Here is a 17,915-nt window from a genome sequence, read left to right as displayed (position 1 = left end):
CGTGCCAGTTTTCAGTGTGACGCAAGCGGGCTATACGATTGAAGCAACACTAACGGTTATTGGCAAAGACCTATTAATCGTGGTCACGGGTGGCAGTAACCCACATATTGGCGATGTAACAACGTTGACAAGGGACACCCCCATTCAAACAATTAAGTATCCTAGCCATGACGGACGATTCCATAAGGATAACTTTGTAGGCGAACGGGTCGCGCGAGTGGTACGGCCCAGTTTAGTTGGGAGCTGTACTGTGACGGCGGGGATTCACGTTAATCAGATCACCAAGGCCCAGATTGCCGCTTCGGCGCTGATGGGTGAAGCGCTAGGCCGCCAAATTGTGACGTGGTTGGTAGATCACCCAATTGAAGCGCCAGCACCGCAGTATTACGGTGACGATGAACAGCCGCTATGAAACTGTGTAATCAGCCGGCGTAATCCCTAATCAAACGTGATTAAGTTATGGTGCCATCTAGCCTCTGAACGAGGGATCGATGCTCAATTATAAACAAATAATATTATTTAAGCGTGTATCAGTTGGTCTATCCTATTGATACGCGTTTTTTGGTAGTTGAAGCGTGAAAAGAGAATTTAAAATGCGAAAAAGGACAAGTCAAGGACTCACATTTCGAATTATGGGTTAGCGAAATGATACGGAAGGCTGGTATAATTCTTACCAGCAGAGCAAGAAAGTGAAAAAATCGCAATAAAACACCACGGGTAGTAGAAAAAAGCATAATCTCAACAAGATATTGGGGCTCGTAAAATAGTGAACATGCTATGATAAGCGTTGGAAAACGGTTGCAAAAGATGGGGTGAATAGAGAGATGCGCGTGGGAATTCAGACCGAATCAAAGCTCATGAGTCAACTGCATCCTCTGGCTGCCTTAATCTACTTCGTGGCAGTATTTACGTTGCTGTTAATCATCAACCACTTGTTGCTGACGGTTTTGCTATTTGCAAGTTTAGTCGGACTGTGTCGTTGGTATTTGGGACGGCACCGGATTGGCCAGCTACTTAAGGGAGTCAGTTCGTTGATGATACTCATCTGGGGATTTAATGTTTTGTTAAATCAAACGGGCCCGGTCTGGTGGCAGTGGTCAGTTGGTCCCTTGACCTTTCGACTAACTAAAACGGCGGTGCTGTATGGTGGGACAATGGCGTTGTCGCTGGGCGGAATGATCCTGGCATTTGTCTGGTTTAATCAGATTATGACCACCCCAAAACTAAGCTATCTCTTGTTTCCAGTCGTACCGCGATTGGCCATGCTGCTGACCATCTCCTTACGCATGGTGCACCTCTTTACTGTGAAGTTTCGACGATTGGTGATGCTTCAAAAGACACGTAATGTTGTTGTCAGCGAAGGCTCGTGGCGCCAGCGGTTACAAAAAACGGGACAATTTTTACGCATTTTATTGATTGACTCGGTGTCCTCAGCTATGGAAACCGCTGTGTTGATGGAGGCCCGGGGATTTGGCGCACATAAAAGAAGCCATTACCGTACTTTTCGGTGGACGACAGTCGATACGGTATTTACGGTGGGAAGTGTCGGTTTGTTTGCAATTAGCTTGTATTTGCGATTCTTGGGCTGGGGGTGGACCACTGACGTTCGACAATTCTTATGGTGGCAGAAGACGGATGGGTGGTTTGTCTTACCGCTGGCGATTTTCTTAGGCGTGCCCGTTATTGGAGAGGTGGGTTATCGATTATGTCAGAATTAATAGAAGTGACTCATCTGACCTTTACCTATACTGGGCAAGCAGCTCCCGCCTTGAAGGACGTGTCACTGACAATTCATGCAGGTGAATTTATAACGTTAGTGGGGGCGACCGGCAGTGGAAAAACAACCCTGCTTAAACAGCTCAAACATGAGCTGTGGCCGGCCGGTGAGCGGACTGGTGGTTTAACTTTTCGGGATACGGCTATTCAGGCATTATCGCCAGTCGAGAGTGCCCAACAGATTGGGTATGTTGCCCAAGATCCGCAAGTACAGCCGATAATGGCGACCGTCATGGAAGAATTAGCCTTCCCATTAGAAAACTTAGGTTATCCGACGGCAACAATTAATGATCGCATTGCCGAAATTGCGAACTATTTAGATTTGAATCATCTGTTACAGCGTGCGATTGAAACGTTGTCGGGTGGCCAATTACAATTGGTTAATTTGGCTTCAGTACTGGCACTGAAACCACAAGTGATTCTGTTGGATGAACCAACGGCACAGTTGGATCCCACGACCGCTCAGAAATTTTTGAATATCTTACAGCAAGTGCATGATGAGTTGGACTTAACCATTGTTTTGACAGAACATCGATTGAGTCGAGTGATGGCGCTGACTGATCGGGTTGCCTTATTGGCTAATGGACAAGTCTTAACGGTTGCTGAGCCGACACCGGCGTTACAACAGATGGCGGCAACGCCAGCCTTGCAAGCTTTTGTGCCGCCGGTTCCCCATTTTTTTCTTGATCACAATCTAGCTGTTACGCCACTACCACTTAGTGTAACGATGGGACGGCGAGCGTTAAGACAGTCTAGTTGGCGGTTTCAAGCCGTGACAACGCGGCAGCCAGTACAATCGGGGCCACGTGAGTCTGTATTGGTCGCTACCGGTGTTTCTTTCCGTTATCCGACAACCGGTGATATTTTACACCAGGTTGAGTTACAAGTAGCGACTGGGGATTGGTTAGCAATTATTGGCAAGAATGGTTCAGGTAAGTCAACGTTGCTGACTGTTTTGGCGGGATTGCAGAAGCCACAGCACGGTAAGGTTCGCTTGAATCAGCAGGTTATTTGGCGGATGAAGAATCAAGATCGTGTCTTACAAGTGGGCTACCTTTCTCAGAACCCCACAGAACAATTTAACGGTGATAGTGTGCGTGAAGAACTCACCGCACAGGCACAATTACGAGGCACATCCGTTGCCCAGCGGGTGGACCAAATGCTGATTCGTTGCCATCTAACCGCAGTCGCTGATCAAAATTCGTTTGATTTGAGTGGTGGTCAACAACAATTGTTGGGGTTAGGCTTGGCGCTGATGACGGAACCGCAAGTTTTACTACTAGATGAGCCAACCAAAGGACTAGATCCGGATACCAAATTAAGAATCGGTCAGTTACTCCAGCAAGCTCACGAAACAGGTTTGACGATCATCATGGCGAGTCATGATATGGATTTTTCGGCACAGTTTGCGGACACGTGTACGTTTATGTTTAACGGTCGGGTGAACCCACCACAAGCAACGCGTTTATTTTTCACACAGAACTTTTTAGCAACGACGGCGGTTAATCGGCTGTTACGGCAACAAGTACCACAAGCGTTATTTAGTCAAGATGTGGTTAGAACCGATAAAGGAGGTGAGTAACAATCGGACAGCATGGATGGTGGCAGAAAAACTGGAATTGGTTAATCCCGGTCGGGTTAATGCTCGGCTTATTGGCGGGGATGTTGCTACTAAAAGGACATCACTTCTTATGGTTTAGTTTTGGATGTTTGGTTTGCAGTCTACTTCCCGCCTATTGGCATTTTGAAAGGCGCCAACTTGGCACACGATTATTGGTTTTTTTAGCGGTAATTGTGGCCTTGGGCGTAATTGGGCGCGTCCCATTGGCGGCAATTCCCAACGTCCAGTTAACCAGTTTCGTTGTCATTGTGAGTGCCGTTAGTTTGGGCCCTGAGTTAGGGTTTGTATCAGGATCGATGATGGCTTTAGTGTCTAACCTGTTTTTGGGTCAAGGGCCATGGACACCTTGGCAGATGCTAGCCTGGGGGCTAATGGGATTGACCACGGGGTTACTTGGTCGGACGTCACTCAAAAATCAACTATGGGTGATGGTTATCTGGGGGGCACTATGGGGTTTTTGGTTCGGCTGGATCATGGATTTGTGGTATGCCTTGGCTTATGTGCGGCCATTGCGACCGGCTAGCTTCATTCTATCGTTTACGGCTAGTTTAGTGTTTGATGCCATGCACGCGGCAACCAATGCGATAAGTTTGTTGTTTTTGTATGTACCTTGGCGCAAAGTGATGGATCGTTTGATTACCAAATACACTATTTTATAAAAGGGGATTCTATTATGTTTAAGAATAAAGTAATTGCAGTTTCATTAACCACGGTCATGGCCTTAGGGGCAGTTGTTCCAATGGTCGACGCTAACGCTGCGAGTGTTAAAGTGGCATCTAAGAGCTCACAAAAGAGTAAGCAAAAGGCCCTCTATACATACGCAAAGAAAATGTTGAAGCAAAACAAAGATGGACTTTCCAGCAAAGCTAAGATTTTCAGTAAGTCTGCTTTCCCAACGACTGGGGCGGCATCCGGTTATTCTGACTTCTTGTTGGGCTTGAAGAAGCAAGGCTATAAGTTTACGAGTGCCAACAAGAAGTTGGTTAAGAAAAACTTAGTCGTTTCTAGCAAGAGCGATCCGGCAACCTTGGCGAACGCAATCATCGGATTACAAGCCATTGGGGTCAACCCAACTAAGTACACGCCAGCTGGCGCCAAAAAGAGTCTGAACTTGGTCAGCACGTTATACAAAACGTCTATGAGCAAGCAAACAGTTAATGTTCAAAGTGAGGCCTTAGTAGCCGTGTCTTCAAATAAGACGTTTAAGCAACCAAGCAAAGCGAAGTTCTCCAAGTCTTCACTTAGCTTAAAGATTGCCAAAAATAAACAATCCAATAACGGTTGGGCATACAATAATACGGCGGCTAGTGTTGATAGTGATACCACGTCAACTGTCGTTAATGCGTTGACAATGAGCAAGAGTAAAAACAAGACCGTTACGGCTGCAACGAAGGCTGGTCGGAGCTACTTGAAGAAACATATTTACAAGAGTGGGGCCTTTGGCTACACGTATGCTGGTAAGGAAAATCCAAATGCCAATTCAACGGCTGAAGGGATTCTAGCTTTGGCCACGAACAAGACGGCCTTTAGCTTTATCAACAAGAAAGCCATCAAGAGCGGTCAAACGGCAACGCCATTGAAGGCCATGTTCAGTTACGTGAAGTCCGATGGCTCAATCAAAGGGGCTTACAGTATGGTCTTAGCTTACGGGCAAGTGAGTGTGGCCACTAATGCTTATCATAACGGGTCATACACGAGTAAATTAGCTTACACGTTCAAGTAATCTTACCTAGTCAGGAGCGACGATCATGAGGAAAACGAAAGGGATTATTGCGGCAGTTATTGTCACCATTTTGCTGATTGGTGGAGCGTTGACATTTCAACAAAATCACGCCAATCAGGCCAGTGAGAACGTGACGGCGACCAGCCAGTCGGTGACATCTTCATCACAAGCGGCTAGTGCAACTAGTCAAAGTCGAGTTAACCACAAGCACCAGTCTTCGTCAGCAACGAAGAAGGCCCACAAATCAGCGACGAAGCCCAAGAATAGTACCAGTTCGACTAATGATCGTCATCACTCGTCTAAGACCCAAGTGAAGACCCAGTCGTCTGCAGCAACGGCCACGTCGACTAAGAAACGCCGAGCAACGAAGCAATCAGCAGTGACGGCTTCTAAGACGGCACGTAAAGCTAAGTCGACAAAGGCAGCAGTGGCAGAAAAGAAGGTTTATTTAGTAGTTAGTGGCTATAAGAAGACGTTCTTTAAAGGCAATGTGGTCATTCACGGCAGTGCCACTGCGTTTTCCGTATTACAGGCCTCTAAACTAAAAGTGGTTTATCAAAATGGTGCGTCCGTCTATGTCAGCAGCATCAATGGATTAGCGCAAAACGATGTCAAAGTCGGGAGCGGTTGGAAATATAAAGTGAATAATAAGTTCATTGATAAAGCGGCCAATTTAAAGCGGGTATCAGCAGGCGATCGGGTTCATTGGTACTTTACGACGGCTGGTTATTAAAATTATCTGTATGTAAGTAAAAGCGGTATTCTCAGAAACTAACATTCTGAGAATACCGCTTTTTATTAAGGTTGGTGAGTTTAATCAGTGGGCGTTGAAGTAAAACGGCCACTAACTGTGTAGACCCAGTGGTCAGTCGGGTGGTTGATTGCCATATGTGATGATTCGGCAGCCCAGGTGTTTTGGGAGACCAACTGATTAATCTGGCTAATTCGATTTTGTTGTCTAAATTGTGACGGGGTTATTCCCAAGGTTTGTTTAAAGACTTTGGTGAAGTAGCTAGTTTGGGAAAAGCCTAGTTGCGTGGCAATTTGGTGAATTGGGATCAGCGTCGTGGCTAACTGTTTTTGAGCCAATGTAATTTTTTTGGTATTCACGTAGGAAACGAAATTTGTTTGTAAATATTTTTTAAACAATCGACTAAGGTATGAGGGGGATAAGTAGGCGACCTTAGCCACCTCATCGAGAGACAACGATTGGTGAATGTGGTCATGAATGAAATGAAGTGCCTGATTCATGCTACGGTAGGCATCATCGTTGATGAGTGGTGTATTGAGCGGTACTAGAGACGACTTTGTTGTGGTTGCTACATTAGCGTGTACTAACAGCTGATAGAAATGGCTAATTTGGTTTAATTGGGTAGAATCTAGTGCCGCCCAAACTTGGATCGTGTCATTAGCGTGTTCTGCGAAGACCTGCCGTAGCGTATCAATTAGGTAGGTGCGCGCAAAGCGAAGTTGCTGAGCTGAAACGTTTGTAGTATCACACAAAATGACGCCCCACAAGCGATGGTCAATGCCCACCGGGAAGAGTGCGGTCGTTGTTAGCGATAATGTTGTTAGCTGGTGTTGATTGGTGGTTACGTCGGTAGCCACCGTGTCGTCTTGTATAAGGACACCAGTAAAGCTGTAAAAAAGTGTCTTGATCTGTGTCAGACCAGTGAACTGTGCCAGACCATGGGCCAAGTCGTGATTATTTTTAGCTGTTGCCGAAAAAAAGGGCATAAAGGGAGCCTCCACAAATAAGATTTGTTAGAGTCCCCGTTGACCCTGTGATGTATCCGTTAACATCTAAGCCAATTGTAGTAAATTCTTGTGCGAATTTCAAGAATCACAGTTGGATTGGTAATAACTGGCGGTGCCATCAGCCAATATTTCTAGGACCTGTGACAAATTTGATGACTTTTATTAAAAAATAGGAGAGTCAATCTTAGATCGATAAAAGCGCTTACGTGTCACGGTATAATGGACTTAAAATAATAATCAATGAGAAGGCAAAACGATGTATATGGCAAAGGTAGTTGGTAGTGTTGTTTCGACGGTTAAAGACCCGTCATTAATTGGTCGCAAACTAATGATCGTTCAACCGATCAATTCTGACGGCCAGGCTGTTCGTCACCAAGAAGTTGCAGCGGACGCCATTGGGGCTGGTGTTGGCGAGTATGTTTTGTTAGTGCGTGGTGCAGGGGCACGACAGGTTCATCAAGGCGAAGCGCGAGATGTTAATGATTGTGCAATTGTAGGGATTATTGATCGGTTTGACCGTTAGATGAGTGAATTCGGAGGGGTAGATGTGGCTAGACAACCGTATTATTTTGCTAATGGCCTAATGATTCGCAATTCTATTTGTGCAGCCCCGATAGATAGGCAATGGGGACTGGCCAATGGTGCAGTGAGTCGGTGGGATTGCGATTTTCACCGTCAACACGCCCGCTACGTTGGTCTAGACATTGTGGGTTCAGCTTATGTGTCTACACGGGGATGTACCGCTAGAGGCTCGTTAAGCGTGGCAGGTGACGATATGATTTCTGGCTTACAGCGGCTGACGACAACGATTCATCAGCAGGGTGCAAGGGCAATTTTACAGCTCGTTCATGCTGGGCAGCGAGCGATCGCTGTAATGCCTGATGATCAGTGGGTTGCGAGGGGGCCCAGTTCGAGCAAAACGCCACCAACTCACGCTTTGTCGGTCGCACAATTGGCAATGATAATCGAGCAGTTTGGACAAGCGACCCGTCGCGCCATGGCTGCGGGCTTTGATGGTGTTGAGATCCACGGTGCCAATCATTTTCTATTGCAGCAATTTATGTCACCATTGACTAACCGGCGAACGGATAGTTATGGTGGTAGCTTGGTGAATCGTTTACGTTTACCGATTCAAATTGTCCGGCGAGTTTTACAGGAAGCTCAGAGTAGTCAGCGACCATTTGTAGTGGGTTATCGTTTATCTCCTGAAGAGCGGCTCACTGGGGGCCTAGAATTAAGTGATCAGTTATTCTTGATGCGCTGTTTGGCAACATTACCGGTCGATTATCTTAGTTTATCATTACATCATTATTGGCAGTTGCCCTTAACATTAAAGAGTCCGCGGTCAACAGCTGTTTTAGCTAAGCGATTCATTCCGCAAGTCCCTTTGATGGTAGCCGGAAAAGTCGTCAGCCGCCGCGATCTAAACCAGCTGGCTGACTGGCAGATTGAGTTGGTTGGTGTTGGTCGGGCGTTACTTCGAGATCCACAATGGCCGCGTCGGGTACAGTCGTGAAAAGTAAAAGGTATCGCTAAAGCTCGGCGCTTGGCGGTGCTTTTTTTGTGGTTAGAGGGGATGATGGGACGTGCAATGATGAAAACAATTATAAATAACAAGAATTTTTAATCTAGCCTGCCATTTTAGCATTAGGTAAGGTACTCTAGTAGAAGAGAAGCAAATTCGGTTAAGGAGTGATAATGGTGACGAAATATCGCTGGCAAGCCAGTGCCTTGGTCCTAGTCGCATTTATGCTAGGATGTAATGAATTTATGGTGGTGGGCGTCTTATCAGATATTGCGCGTTCACTGCGGGTAACGGTCGCAACAGCCGGGTATTTGGTGACTATTTTTGCGGTTGTGTATGCGGTGAGTACGCCGCTCATTACAGTTTTAACGAATCGGTTTGGCCGTTATCCGCTACTGATGACATTGATGATTATTTTTTTGATTGGGAATACTTGGAGCGGCTTCACTAGTAGCTACGGGTGGTTTTTATTAACCCGAATGATAACCGCCGCTGTAGCCGGCACCATTGAATCTCTGATTATCGTCTTTGCTAACGATATTGCGCCACGGGAGAAACGGGCGATGCTGATTTCTTGGCTAGCAGCGGGGTTTAGCATTGCATCGGTGGTTGGTGTGCCAGTTGGGACGGCCATTAGCACGGCCTACAGTTGGCATGTTGCTTTTCATTTGATTTCAGTGGTTAGCTTAGTGACGTGTATGGTGATGGTTGGAATTTTACCCCGTCATATTAAGCATGTGAGCGGCACGATTAAAGACCAGTTGGTGTTGCTAACGGATCGGCGTATTTATCTGGGGGCCGCGCTAATCTTATTCACAGCCGCGGCGATGTATACCTATTACACGTATATTCGTCCATTACTAACGACTGGTCTGGGGTTTGGCACCACAGCGCTAAATTGGTTGCTCTTTGTCCTAGGGATTATGAGTATTTTAGGCAATCGGTTATCAGGTAAGATTGCCGAACGTCATGGTTTAACCACGATGCCCCGGTTTTATATAATGGATATCGGCCTACTGTTGTGTTTACCCGTAGCGATGCAGAGTCAGGTGGCGGGCTTCGGCGTTTTCTTGGTCTTGACGTTGATCATTATGGCCGTTAATTCCCCGATTCAGGTCCATTTTCTGGATGTAGCGGAAGCCAGTTATCCGCAATCGGTTGCGTTGGCCTCCTCACTAAATGCTATCTTCTTCAATATTGGTATTTCCGTAGGGTCGGCGACCGCATCGGTCATGTTAACACGTGTTGGCTTAGGTTATTTAGGCTGGGGCGCGGCTGTGTTTGCCGTAATTTCGTTAGTGATTGTCATTGGATTGAATCGAGCAATTGCGGCTAAAAAAGCAGCCGTAGTGGTTAATGAGTCGAAATAACTGGCTAATAGGAGGATAAAAAACTGTGAAGAAATATCGTTGGCAGGCAATTGTCTTTGTACTGGTTGCCTTTATGTTGGGATGTAATGAATTTATTGTTGTCGGGGTACTTTCGGATATTGCGCGCGAGTTCAAAATTCCCGTGGCAACAGTCGGGTACTTAGTGACAATCTTTGCTACGATTTATGCGATTAGTACGCCATTTATCACGATTTTAACAAATCGGTTTAGCCGATATAAAACGCTAATGACCTTGATGGTTATTTTCCTGATTGGGAACACGTTGAGTGGCTTTGCGATGAACTACGGCGTTTTATTGTTATCGCGAGTGGTCACGGCGATGGTCGCGGGAGCCATAATTTCGTTAATCATGACCTTTGCAAGTGCGATTGCGCCACGGGAGAAGCGGGCTGGATTGGTTTCGTGGATCTTTGCTGGTTTTAGTATTGCGTCTGTTTTCGGGGTGCCCATCGGTACTGCGATTAGTACCAGCTACAGTTGGCATGATGCCTTTTATTTAATTTCGATTATCAGTGCCATTACTTGCGTGCTCTTAGGTTGGCTGCTTCCCCGAAAGGTCGAACAGGTGCAGGGCAGTATCAAAAATCAATTGGTGTTGCTAAAGGATCGGCGGATTTATGTAGGGATTGCGTTAGTCTTGTTCACGGCGGTCACGATGTACGCTTATTATACGTATATTCGGCCACTATTGACTACGGCGCTAGGGTTTAGTACGACCAGCCTAAATTGGTTACTCTTCCTAATTGGGATTATGAGTATTATTAGCAACCGTCTTTCTGGTGTGTTGGCAGAGCGCAATGGGTTACGCGTGATGCCACGATTCTACGTGGCGGATGTGTGTCTGCTCGCCCTGTTACCGGTTGCCTTGAACAGTAAGATTATCGGATTGGGTGTGTTGCTAGCGTTAAGTTTGATTGTCACCATTTTAAATTCGCCCATTCAGATTCATTTCTTAAATATTGCGGAGCAGGATTATCCACAATCAGCCGTATTGGCCTCATCACTCAATTCGATCTTCTTTAATTTTGGGATTTCGCTGGGTTCAGCCACTGCTTCAGGTATGTTGGGCACAGTTGGTTTAACGCATATCAGTTGGGGAGCAGCAGGTTATGCGGCCATTTCGCTGGTGCTGGCCGTTATGTTGAATCGGGTCATTAAGCAACACCAAGCGGCACTCAAAGCAGATTAGTTCACATCGCTAGTCGAAAGCAGTAAGGTGAAATTAATTTAAAAGTAGGAGGTTATCAGATGACACAAGTTCCTGTAGTGACGTTAAATGATGGTTACCAAATGCCGGCCATTGGTTTAGGCACGTTCCAGATTCGTGGTGGTGCCGGTGTTAATCAAATCTTGGCCGCAATTACAGATGGTTATCGGAGTCTAGATACTGCCACTAATTATGATAACGAAGGTGCAGTTGGTGAGGCTATTCGTCGTTCCGGTATCCCGCGTGCTGAGTTCTTTGTCACCTCCAAGTTGCCAGGTAAGTATCACCGTTACGCCGATGCGACGATGGCGATTCAGGAGTCGCTGTATCGATTAGGATTAGACTATTTTGATTTATACGTGATTCATTGGCCATTGCCCAAGCGAGATCATTACGTTGAAGCGTGGCAAGCAATGATTGATGCGCAAAAGCGGGGCCTTATCCGGTCAATCGGGGTCTCTAACTTTGAACCAGAGCATTTAGATCGGCTGATTAATGAAACAGGCGTGACGCCGGCGGTTAATCAAATTGAAGTACATCCTTACTGGGTGCAAGAACGGATGCTAAAAGAAGACACTCAACGTGGTATTGTGACTGAAGCGTGGAGTCCATTAGGGCGTGGAAGTTCGGCCCTAACGGAATCAGTCGTTCAGCAATTGGCCCAAAAGTATCAAAAGAATGTGGGACAAATCATTTTGCGGTGGCATGTCCAGCGCGGAATTGTACCGATCCCAAAGTCACGTAACCTAGCTCATCAACGGGCCAATTTGGCTGTTTTTGATTTCTCGTTGACCTCAGAGGAAATTAAGGCCATTAATGGGTTAAGTAAAACTGATGGTCGAATTGATAATCAAGATCCAAATGAATATGAGGAATTTGAATAGGTTGCTGAGATATTTAGCAGTAAAATAATTAAATAAAAAATAATGGCGTAATAAAATTATTATGATTTTATTGCGCTTTTTTTGTGCGCATGATAGCCAAGCTTAAATGGAGCCCACCATAACACCTAACTAATGATTCGATAAAACCCTTGTGAATAAAGGGTTTCAAAAAGTTATTTATAGAAATATGTAACGATTGCATGTAATTAACACGTAAACATATATCATTGATAATTGTTTTCCATTGTAAAAAAATAAATCATTTTTTGGTTGTAGGTGTTTGCAATTTAAATTAATTGTGATAAGATATCGTTGTAGCATAAATGTTACGTAAATAAAACAATATTTAGGGGGATTTTTCATGCGTAGTTCATTAAAGCGGACGTTAACTATTTCTGCGGCCGCACTATCGTTCATGTCAGCTTCAGGCCTTGCTATGAGTGCATCTGCCTCGAAAATTAAGCAAGTTGGGTCAACCAATCTCGAACCAACAACAGCTTATATTCGGAATTACAAGGCAACGGGTTCAAACGCAATTTACAACAAACCCGGCAAACTGAGTGGTTCAAAAGTTGTCGCTTCTGCATCAACTGCTAAGGCTCAATCAGTGCTTCGTGGTTACAAAGTTGCTAAGCTGAGCAACAAGTCTTACTACATGAAAGTGGTCTCATTTGATGGCCGCTACCGTGGTTACATTTACGTTGGTAAAAAGAATCCAGTCAACAACTTCAAGAAAGTTGGCGGCGGCTTAACATACTTATCAACGACGACTTCAACTAGTTTAACGAACAACGATAAAAAGGATCTGTCTTTCGCTAAGCCAGGTACTGACACACAAATTTACAAAGCGCCAAAGGGTTCTCAGTATAAAGTTGGGGCAGCCGTTAAGGATACGACTGATTACAAGGGACATAAGTTAGTTGCTTCTAAAGCCGCTATGAATGATATGGATGGCCAAAAGTGGTTGTATGTATCTGATGTTACCGAACCAACAAATGCTAGTGGTTGGGTTTTGGCTTCACAATTAACTGATTACGTCGCTCCTAAGGCACCAGTTTCTGTTGGGAATGACCAAACGACAGTTACTAAGAACTGGCAACGTGAATTCTACAACCCAGCGACTGGGACTAAGGCTTACAGCTTTGACAACTTAAACTTGCCATTACTTGGGACTTCTGGTGGTTCTAATGTTAACTGGACGACAGCTGTTAAGAAGTTTAACAGTGATGCAACGGTTAAGGGTGACAAGAAGGATGTCGTACCAGCTGATACCTTGGCTACAGCATTCAAGAACAGCGGCTTATCAACTGTTTACATGAAGGTAACGCCAACATTGTTAGCTCGGATTCCTGGTGGCTTACTTGATAAGATCGATAGTTACTCAGGTCTTTACATGAAGTTTGACTTGGATATGGATAACATTCCAACGACGACGCACTACGGTGATCAATTGAAGTTAGCTTACAAGCTGGACAACACTAACTTGTACTACAAGCCAGTTATTTCCTTAGGTGGTTTGACAAACACTAACGCCGACGGTTACGCTGCATTACCTGTACAATTGAATGCAATGAATACGCTTTGGGGACTACTTTACCAATAAACCGATAATTTCTTGCATAATTCTTCCAAACAAGTAACTCTATAAAGTCTTTGGTTGTAGTCACCAAACCTATGGTGTGTTATTGTTAAAAAGCTGCTGAAAGGGGTCTTAAATAGTCCTTTCAACAGCTTTTTATTCATAGTGCCGCAGCAACATACACTGGCGACGACCTTAGAAAGGCTAAAAAGCTGATACCGTTCCTAGCATGCTGAACGCGTATCAGTTTCGAATAATGTTCACTATGTCAAATAATGATTCGATAATAATATGTGATACTATAATTTTATTTTCATTATGAATTTTGCAGTAAATGGCATTAATTTTGCGTTGATGGCTAACAAAAGAGTAAGGTGGTAGGAAAAATGGGTGAAAATATAAATCAATTATTGAAATGGACAACGCAATTAAGAAACATCGATCGGAATCTAAACGTTGTGGAGATGACCTCACAGAAGGTGACATTACTACAGTTCCAGCTTCTGCATGAAATTGATCAGCACACGTTTGATCCGGGACACTTTGTTGAACGGGCCGGGGTGTCTCGTTCATCAATCTCAGTGCGGATTACGAACTTGATGAAGCGTGGTTGGGTAACCACTGCGATCAGTGAGGAGGATCATCGCCGGCACGTATTAAAGTTAACCGAATCCGGCAAGGAAATTCACGATGATGCTATGGAAAGTGTAGTTAACAGTATTGAAGTAGCCTATGATGGGCTTCAAGATATTATGAGTTCTCAGCACGTCAAAGATTCTGCAAAATAAAATAAGTCAGTTTATCAAAGTAGTTTGTATTCCAGACAGTGACATTTACTGATACAATCAGGCGGTTAGCTAGCCAATCAGAGATAGAAATGTTAATGTATAGACTGCGCACTATGAATCTTAAACAAATGATTATTTTTAATGACCACGATATGCTTTTTGACGAATGAGCGAAGCTAATTTCCCAGAAAATTTGATGATCATTTTAGTGAAGGCTGAGTTGGTTTGAGGATTAGCAACACTATCCATAATCTTTCAATAACGAGAAATCTGATAGACTTTTTATCGTGTATTCAAGTTACCAGATCGACTGTACAAACACTGCCGTATTTTTGCCACCTGTTGCAGCCAAAATGGTATGGGCGCGAGGCTGCTCGTATGCTATACTAGGCTTCAGATTAGGTAACATAGTAGTGATGGGGGAGCGAAAAATATGGTAAAGCGACGAACGCTGACACGCGAAAAAGTGTTAGATCAAGCAAATGAATTGATTGCCGATCATGGTCTTAACCAGTTAACGATCCGAGCGTTAGCAACAAAATTATCGGTGCGACCACAGTCAATTTACAATTATGTGAATAGTCTTAATGATTTGTTGGATCAGGTTGGTCTTCGTTTTGTCAATGAATTGAACGATGCCCTTATGCGGCGCCTGGTAGGTGTTTCAGGTAAAGAAGCATTATTTGTCTTTGCGCGCGAGTTTCGCCGGGGTTGTAAACAACAAGATTATTTGGCCCCCTTATTAATGAATCCGGATGATTTGCGTCATCTAGAACGCACGCACATCGCACTGATTGATTTATATAAGCAGATGTTTACGAGCTTGCATTTAGATGAAAAGGGTGCAACAGGACTGGTTGAATCGACTTTGTATCGATCAGCTTTGTTTGGATTTATCGTTCAAGAAATTGGTGGATTTATTCGACTACCAGAAGCGCAGATTGATGAACGCTTTGAACGGACGATGCAATTAGCAATTGACCAATTCACGACAATCGATTAATGAGTTATCATGGTGCTTTTCTCAATAGGTGAAAATAAAAGTGGTACTTCCAGCGGGGTCTAACCGTTAGAAGTACCATTTTTAGATTACTATTCAAAATAGTTTAGTTTGTTCTTGCCTTCGAGTACACTCGAAGGTGTTTACTAGAACATGTAAGCAAGTAAAGGAGGTGGGCTTAAGTGGCAGAGAAACGATACCGCATTGGTGATTTTGCTAAGCTGGTAGGACTGTCGACCTACACACTACGTTATTACGAGGATCAAGGCCTAATCGTTGCGCAGCGTGATGAAAATGGCGTACGGTTTTATACAGAAGAAGATATTCGGCGGGTTGGTTTCATTTTACATTTGAAGGGCACCGGTATGCGATTGAATGAGTTAAAACGTTACGTTAAGTTGCGTGCCATGGGTGATACCACGATTACTGAACGGCGAGAAATGTTGCAGAAAGTTAAGGATAATGCGGAGGCGGATATTGCCGAGTTACAAATGCATCTGCAGGTTCTCGGGCACAAAATTGATTGGTATGACGGTAAAGTGGACCACACAATTGCTGATTCAGAGAGCTTCCACGATTATTTACAACGATTTAATGATGAGAAAGGATGAGTTTAATGGCTAAAAATGAACAAGTTAAAAATGGTGTGATTTTTCCAGTAGGGGATAAAAATGTTGCTTATCAAGATTTCTTTGTTGGACAGAGTTACTTACAGGGCCTAGTTAGTGATCCAGATGTTAGCGTTGGCGTGGGGAACGTAACCTTTGAGCCTGGTTGTCGGAATAACTGGCACATTCATCATGACGGTTTTCAGTTACTATTGGTCACTGGTGGTGAAGGGTGGTACCAAGAGGCTGGTCAACCAGCTCGTCGGCTACATCCCGGTGATGTTGTTGTCACTAAGGATGGGGTTAAGCATTGGCACGGTGCCACCAAGGATAGCTGGTTTAGCCATATTGCAATCACTGCGGGGACACCTGAATGGTTGGAACCCGTTAGCGATGCTGAATATGCTGCCTTGGATGAGGAGGAAAAGTAATGGTTAAAAAACAAACGGCCGGTCGCGATAATCTCGGCGACTTTGCCCCAAAATTTGCGGAACTTAATGATGATGTTTTATTCGGTCAAGTTTGGTCGCGTGAAAGTGAGTTGCCGGCCCACCAACGGAGTTTGATTACGATTTCTGCGTTGATCTCGGCGGGAAATTTCGAACAATTACCGGCGCATCTAAAAATTGGAAAGGAAAATGAGATCACCAAGGACGAAATTGCTGAAGTGATTACCCACTTGTCCTTTTATGTTGGTTGGCCGAAAGCTTGGTCAGCATTCAATTTAGCTAAGGATATTTTTAATGATTAGATTGTGAGTAGGCTGCGAAAATCGCAGCCTTTTTGTCGTCAATTTATTCACAGTGGGTTAATTTGAACGACAAGATTTATTAAGAGGTGCATACTATCTATTAAGTAAAGCTGAAAAAGAAGGAGTCGATGAAGATGCAAAGAAAAGGCATCTGGGGGAGTTTAACCCTCATTGTATTGGTGAGTGGGCTGGCATGGGGCCTAACGAATTTACATATTAGTCAAGCACAGGCTAGCCAGGCCGTCACCACATATAATCAATGGAAAAAGGCCTATGTTGCGGGTAAATCACAAAAATATGTGAAGGCTAATAATGGGCAAGGAGCAACCACCGCATTTTCTGAAGGTCAAGGTTATGGGATGCTGGCAGCTGTATTGGCAGCTAAAAAGGGTGCCAATACACGGACGACGTTTAATCAGTTGTACAAGTACTATCGTGCTCACCGGATTTCAAGCGGTCTGCCGTTAATGCAATGGAAGCAAACGAAGCGGGCCGGCAAGATGACAAGTGTGGGTTCTGAAAAGAATAGTGCTACGGACGGTGACTTAGATATTGCTTATGCCTTAATTTTGGCTGACAAAAAGTGGGGGAGCAAGCAGGTTAATTACAAGCAAGCCGCTAAGAAGTTACTGGCAGCAATTAAAGCTAAAGAAATTAATCCAACAACGGCGCTACCAACAATGGGCAATTGGGCAACCAGTTCGTATGATCGTAGCAAGTTACGGACGTCTGATTTGCTTATGGGGTACTTCAAAACCTTTGCGAAGTATACGAAGGATAAACGTTGGACGACGGTCGCAAAACGTAGTCAAATCGCGGTTAAGAAATTAAGTGCGCGTCATAAGACCGGGCTTTTTCCAGACTTCATCTACGCAACGGGGAGTGGTATTAAGCTTAAGGCGGTTAAACCCTATGCGATCGAATCGGGGACCGATAATCAATACGGGTATAATGCTTGTCGCGTGCCCTGGCGATTAGCTCAGACGTATAAGATGAGCAAAGACGCTGTGACCAAGCGAGCATTGACCAAGCAATTGACCTTCTTTAACAAGAAAAAGAAAGTGACGGCGGTCTACACTTTGGGCGGCAAAGCAGTTAATCAGTATGTTAATACGGCCTTTACGGCGCCAGTTAACTTTGGAGCCCGGACGTTGAAAAAAACGACCTTGAAAACGAAGACGGCTAAACAATTACCGAAGTTGATTGAAAAGAAGAATTACTACTCGGCAACGATCCAAGTATTAACGGCGTTGCAATAGTGAGACGAAAAAAGCAACGCCACAGATAGTCTCTGTGGCGCTGCC

General features: G+C 44.6%; 19 protein-coding genes. 18 read left to right on the top strand and 1 reads right to left on the bottom strand.

Features of this window, described 5'->3' with window-relative positions; genetic code table 11:
* Position 1: 1 nt before the first annotated feature.
* The 6 genes from lpdD to FC61_RS05480 all read left to right on the top strand — a co-directional run bounded on the left by lpdD (position 2) and on the right by FC61_RS05480 (position 5,853).
* Positions 2 to 412, top strand: coding sequence for a prenylated flavin chaperone LpdD (gene lpdD, locus FC61_RS05505; RefSeq protein ID WP_035464674.1), 411 nt, complete (start codon positions 2 to 4; stop codon positions 410 to 412).
* Between the two features lie 412 nt (positions 413 to 824).
* Positions 825 to 1,718 carry an energy-coupling factor transporter transmembrane component T gene (locus FC61_RS05500; RefSeq protein ID WP_021741968.1) on the top strand — a complete coding sequence of 298 codons (894 nt, stop codon included), beginning with the start codon at positions 825 to 827 and terminating at the stop codon, positions 1,716 to 1,718.
* Positions 1,706 to 3,358 carry an ABC transporter ATP-binding protein gene (locus FC61_RS05495; RefSeq protein ID WP_021741969.1) on the top strand — a complete coding sequence of 551 codons (1,653 nt, stop codon included), beginning with the start codon at positions 1,706 to 1,708 and terminating at the stop codon, positions 3,356 to 3,358. The genes FC61_RS05500 and FC61_RS05495 overlap by 13 nt, the downstream gene beginning before the upstream one ends.
* A 59-nt stretch (positions 3,359 to 3,417) precedes the next feature.
* Positions 3,418 to 4,056, top strand: coding sequence for an ECF transporter S component (locus FC61_RS05490; RefSeq protein WP_021741970.1), 639 nt, complete (start codon positions 3,418 to 3,420; stop codon positions 4,054 to 4,056).
* 14 nt (positions 4,057 to 4,070) lie between these two features.
* Complete coding sequence (locus tag FC61_RS05485; RefSeq protein ID WP_021741971.1) at positions 4,071 to 5,120, top strand: hypothetical protein; 1,050 nt, start codon at positions 4,071 to 4,073, stop codon at positions 5,118 to 5,120.
* Between the two features lie 25 nt (positions 5,121 to 5,145).
* Complete coding sequence (locus FC61_RS05480; protein WP_021741972.1) at positions 5,146 to 5,853, top strand: DUF4430 domain-containing protein; 708 nt, start codon at positions 5,146 to 5,148, stop codon at positions 5,851 to 5,853.
* An 80-nt stretch (positions 5,854 to 5,933) separates the two neighbouring features.
* Here the strand turns inward: FC61_RS05480 and FC61_RS05475 are convergent, their stop codons facing one another.
* Entirely contained in the window at positions 5,934 to 6,857 is a 924-nt protein-coding gene (locus FC61_RS05475; protein WP_021741973.1) for a helix-turn-helix transcriptional regulator, read from the bottom strand.
* 277 nt (positions 6,858 to 7,134) lie between these two features.
* Here FC61_RS05475 and FC61_RS05470 point away from each other — a divergent pair, with 277 nt between their 5' ends.
* From FC61_RS05470 to FC61_RS05415, 12 genes are all read left to right on the top strand, one after another.
* Positions 7,135 to 7,401 (top strand): EutN/CcmL family microcompartment protein, encoded by a 267-nt coding sequence (locus FC61_RS05470; RefSeq protein ID WP_021741974.1) that lies wholly within the window; start codon positions 7,135 to 7,137, stop codon positions 7,399 to 7,401.
* A gap of 24 nt (positions 7,402 to 7,425) precedes the next feature.
* Positions 7,426 to 8,394 (top strand): oxidoreductase, encoded by a 969-nt coding sequence (locus FC61_RS05465; RefSeq protein ID WP_225366107.1) that lies wholly within the window; start codon positions 7,426 to 7,428, stop codon positions 8,392 to 8,394.
* A gap of 185 nt (positions 8,395 to 8,579) precedes the next feature.
* A complete protein-coding gene (locus FC61_RS05460; RefSeq protein ID WP_035464699.1) occupies positions 8,580 to 9,773 on the top strand; it encodes an MFS transporter in 1,194 nt (397 codons plus the stop codon).
* A gap of 25 nt (positions 9,774 to 9,798) precedes the next feature.
* A complete protein-coding gene (locus FC61_RS05455; RefSeq protein ID WP_021741977.1) occupies positions 9,799 to 10,983 on the top strand; it encodes an MFS transporter in 1,185 nt (394 codons plus the stop codon).
* 59 nt (positions 10,984 to 11,042) lie between these two features.
* Entirely contained in the window at positions 11,043 to 11,885 is an 843-nt protein-coding gene (locus FC61_RS05450) for an aldo/keto reductase (RefSeq protein ID WP_021741978.1), read from the top strand.
* A 361-nt stretch (positions 11,886 to 12,246) separates the two neighbouring features.
* Positions 12,247 to 13,488, top strand: a complete 1,242-nt coding sequence (locus FC61_RS05445; RefSeq protein ID WP_035464679.1) for a hypothetical protein — start codon at positions 12,247 to 12,249, stop codon at positions 13,486 to 13,488.
* A 362-nt stretch (positions 13,489 to 13,850) separates the two neighbouring features.
* Positions 13,851 to 14,252: a MarR family winged helix-turn-helix transcriptional regulator gene (locus tag FC61_RS05440; RefSeq protein ID WP_021741980.1), complete on the top strand. Its 402-nt coding sequence runs from the start codon at positions 13,851 to 13,853 to the stop codon at positions 14,250 to 14,252.
* 433 nt (positions 14,253 to 14,685) lie between these two features.
* The gene (locus FC61_RS05435) at positions 14,686 to 15,255 is read left to right on the top strand and encodes a TetR/AcrR family transcriptional regulator (protein WP_021741981.1); all 570 of its coding nucleotides are present in this window, start codon (positions 14,686 to 14,688) and stop codon (positions 15,253 to 15,255) included.
* Between the two features lie 179 nt (positions 15,256 to 15,434).
* A complete protein-coding gene (locus FC61_RS05430) occupies positions 15,435 to 15,863 on the top strand; it encodes a MerR family transcriptional regulator (protein ID WP_021741982.1) in 429 nt (142 codons plus the stop codon).
* A gap of 5 nt (positions 15,864 to 15,868) precedes the next feature.
* Positions 15,869 to 16,291, top strand: a complete 423-nt coding sequence (locus FC61_RS05425; protein ID WP_024526377.1) for a cupin domain-containing protein — start codon at positions 15,869 to 15,871, stop codon at positions 16,289 to 16,291.
* Positions 16,291 to 16,611: a carboxymuconolactone decarboxylase family protein gene (locus FC61_RS05420; RefSeq protein ID WP_021741984.1), complete on the top strand. Its 321-nt coding sequence runs from the start codon at positions 16,291 to 16,293 to the stop codon at positions 16,609 to 16,611. Before FC61_RS05425 ends, FC61_RS05420 begins: the two co-directional genes overlap by 1 nt.
* Before the next feature lie 134 nt (positions 16,612 to 16,745).
* Entirely contained in the window at positions 16,746 to 17,870 is a 1,125-nt protein-coding gene (locus FC61_RS05415) for a family 8 glycosyl hydrolase (protein ID WP_080664800.1), read from the top strand.
* The last annotated feature ends 45 nt before the right edge of the window (positions 17,871 to 17,915 follow it).

The organism is Levilactobacillus brevis ATCC 14869 = DSM 20054 (assembly GCF_001433855.1).
GTDB lineage: Bacteria > Bacillota > Bacilli > Lactobacillales > Lactobacillaceae > Levilactobacillus > Levilactobacillus brevis.
This window is presented reverse-complemented; position numbering and strand designations above follow the sequence as displayed.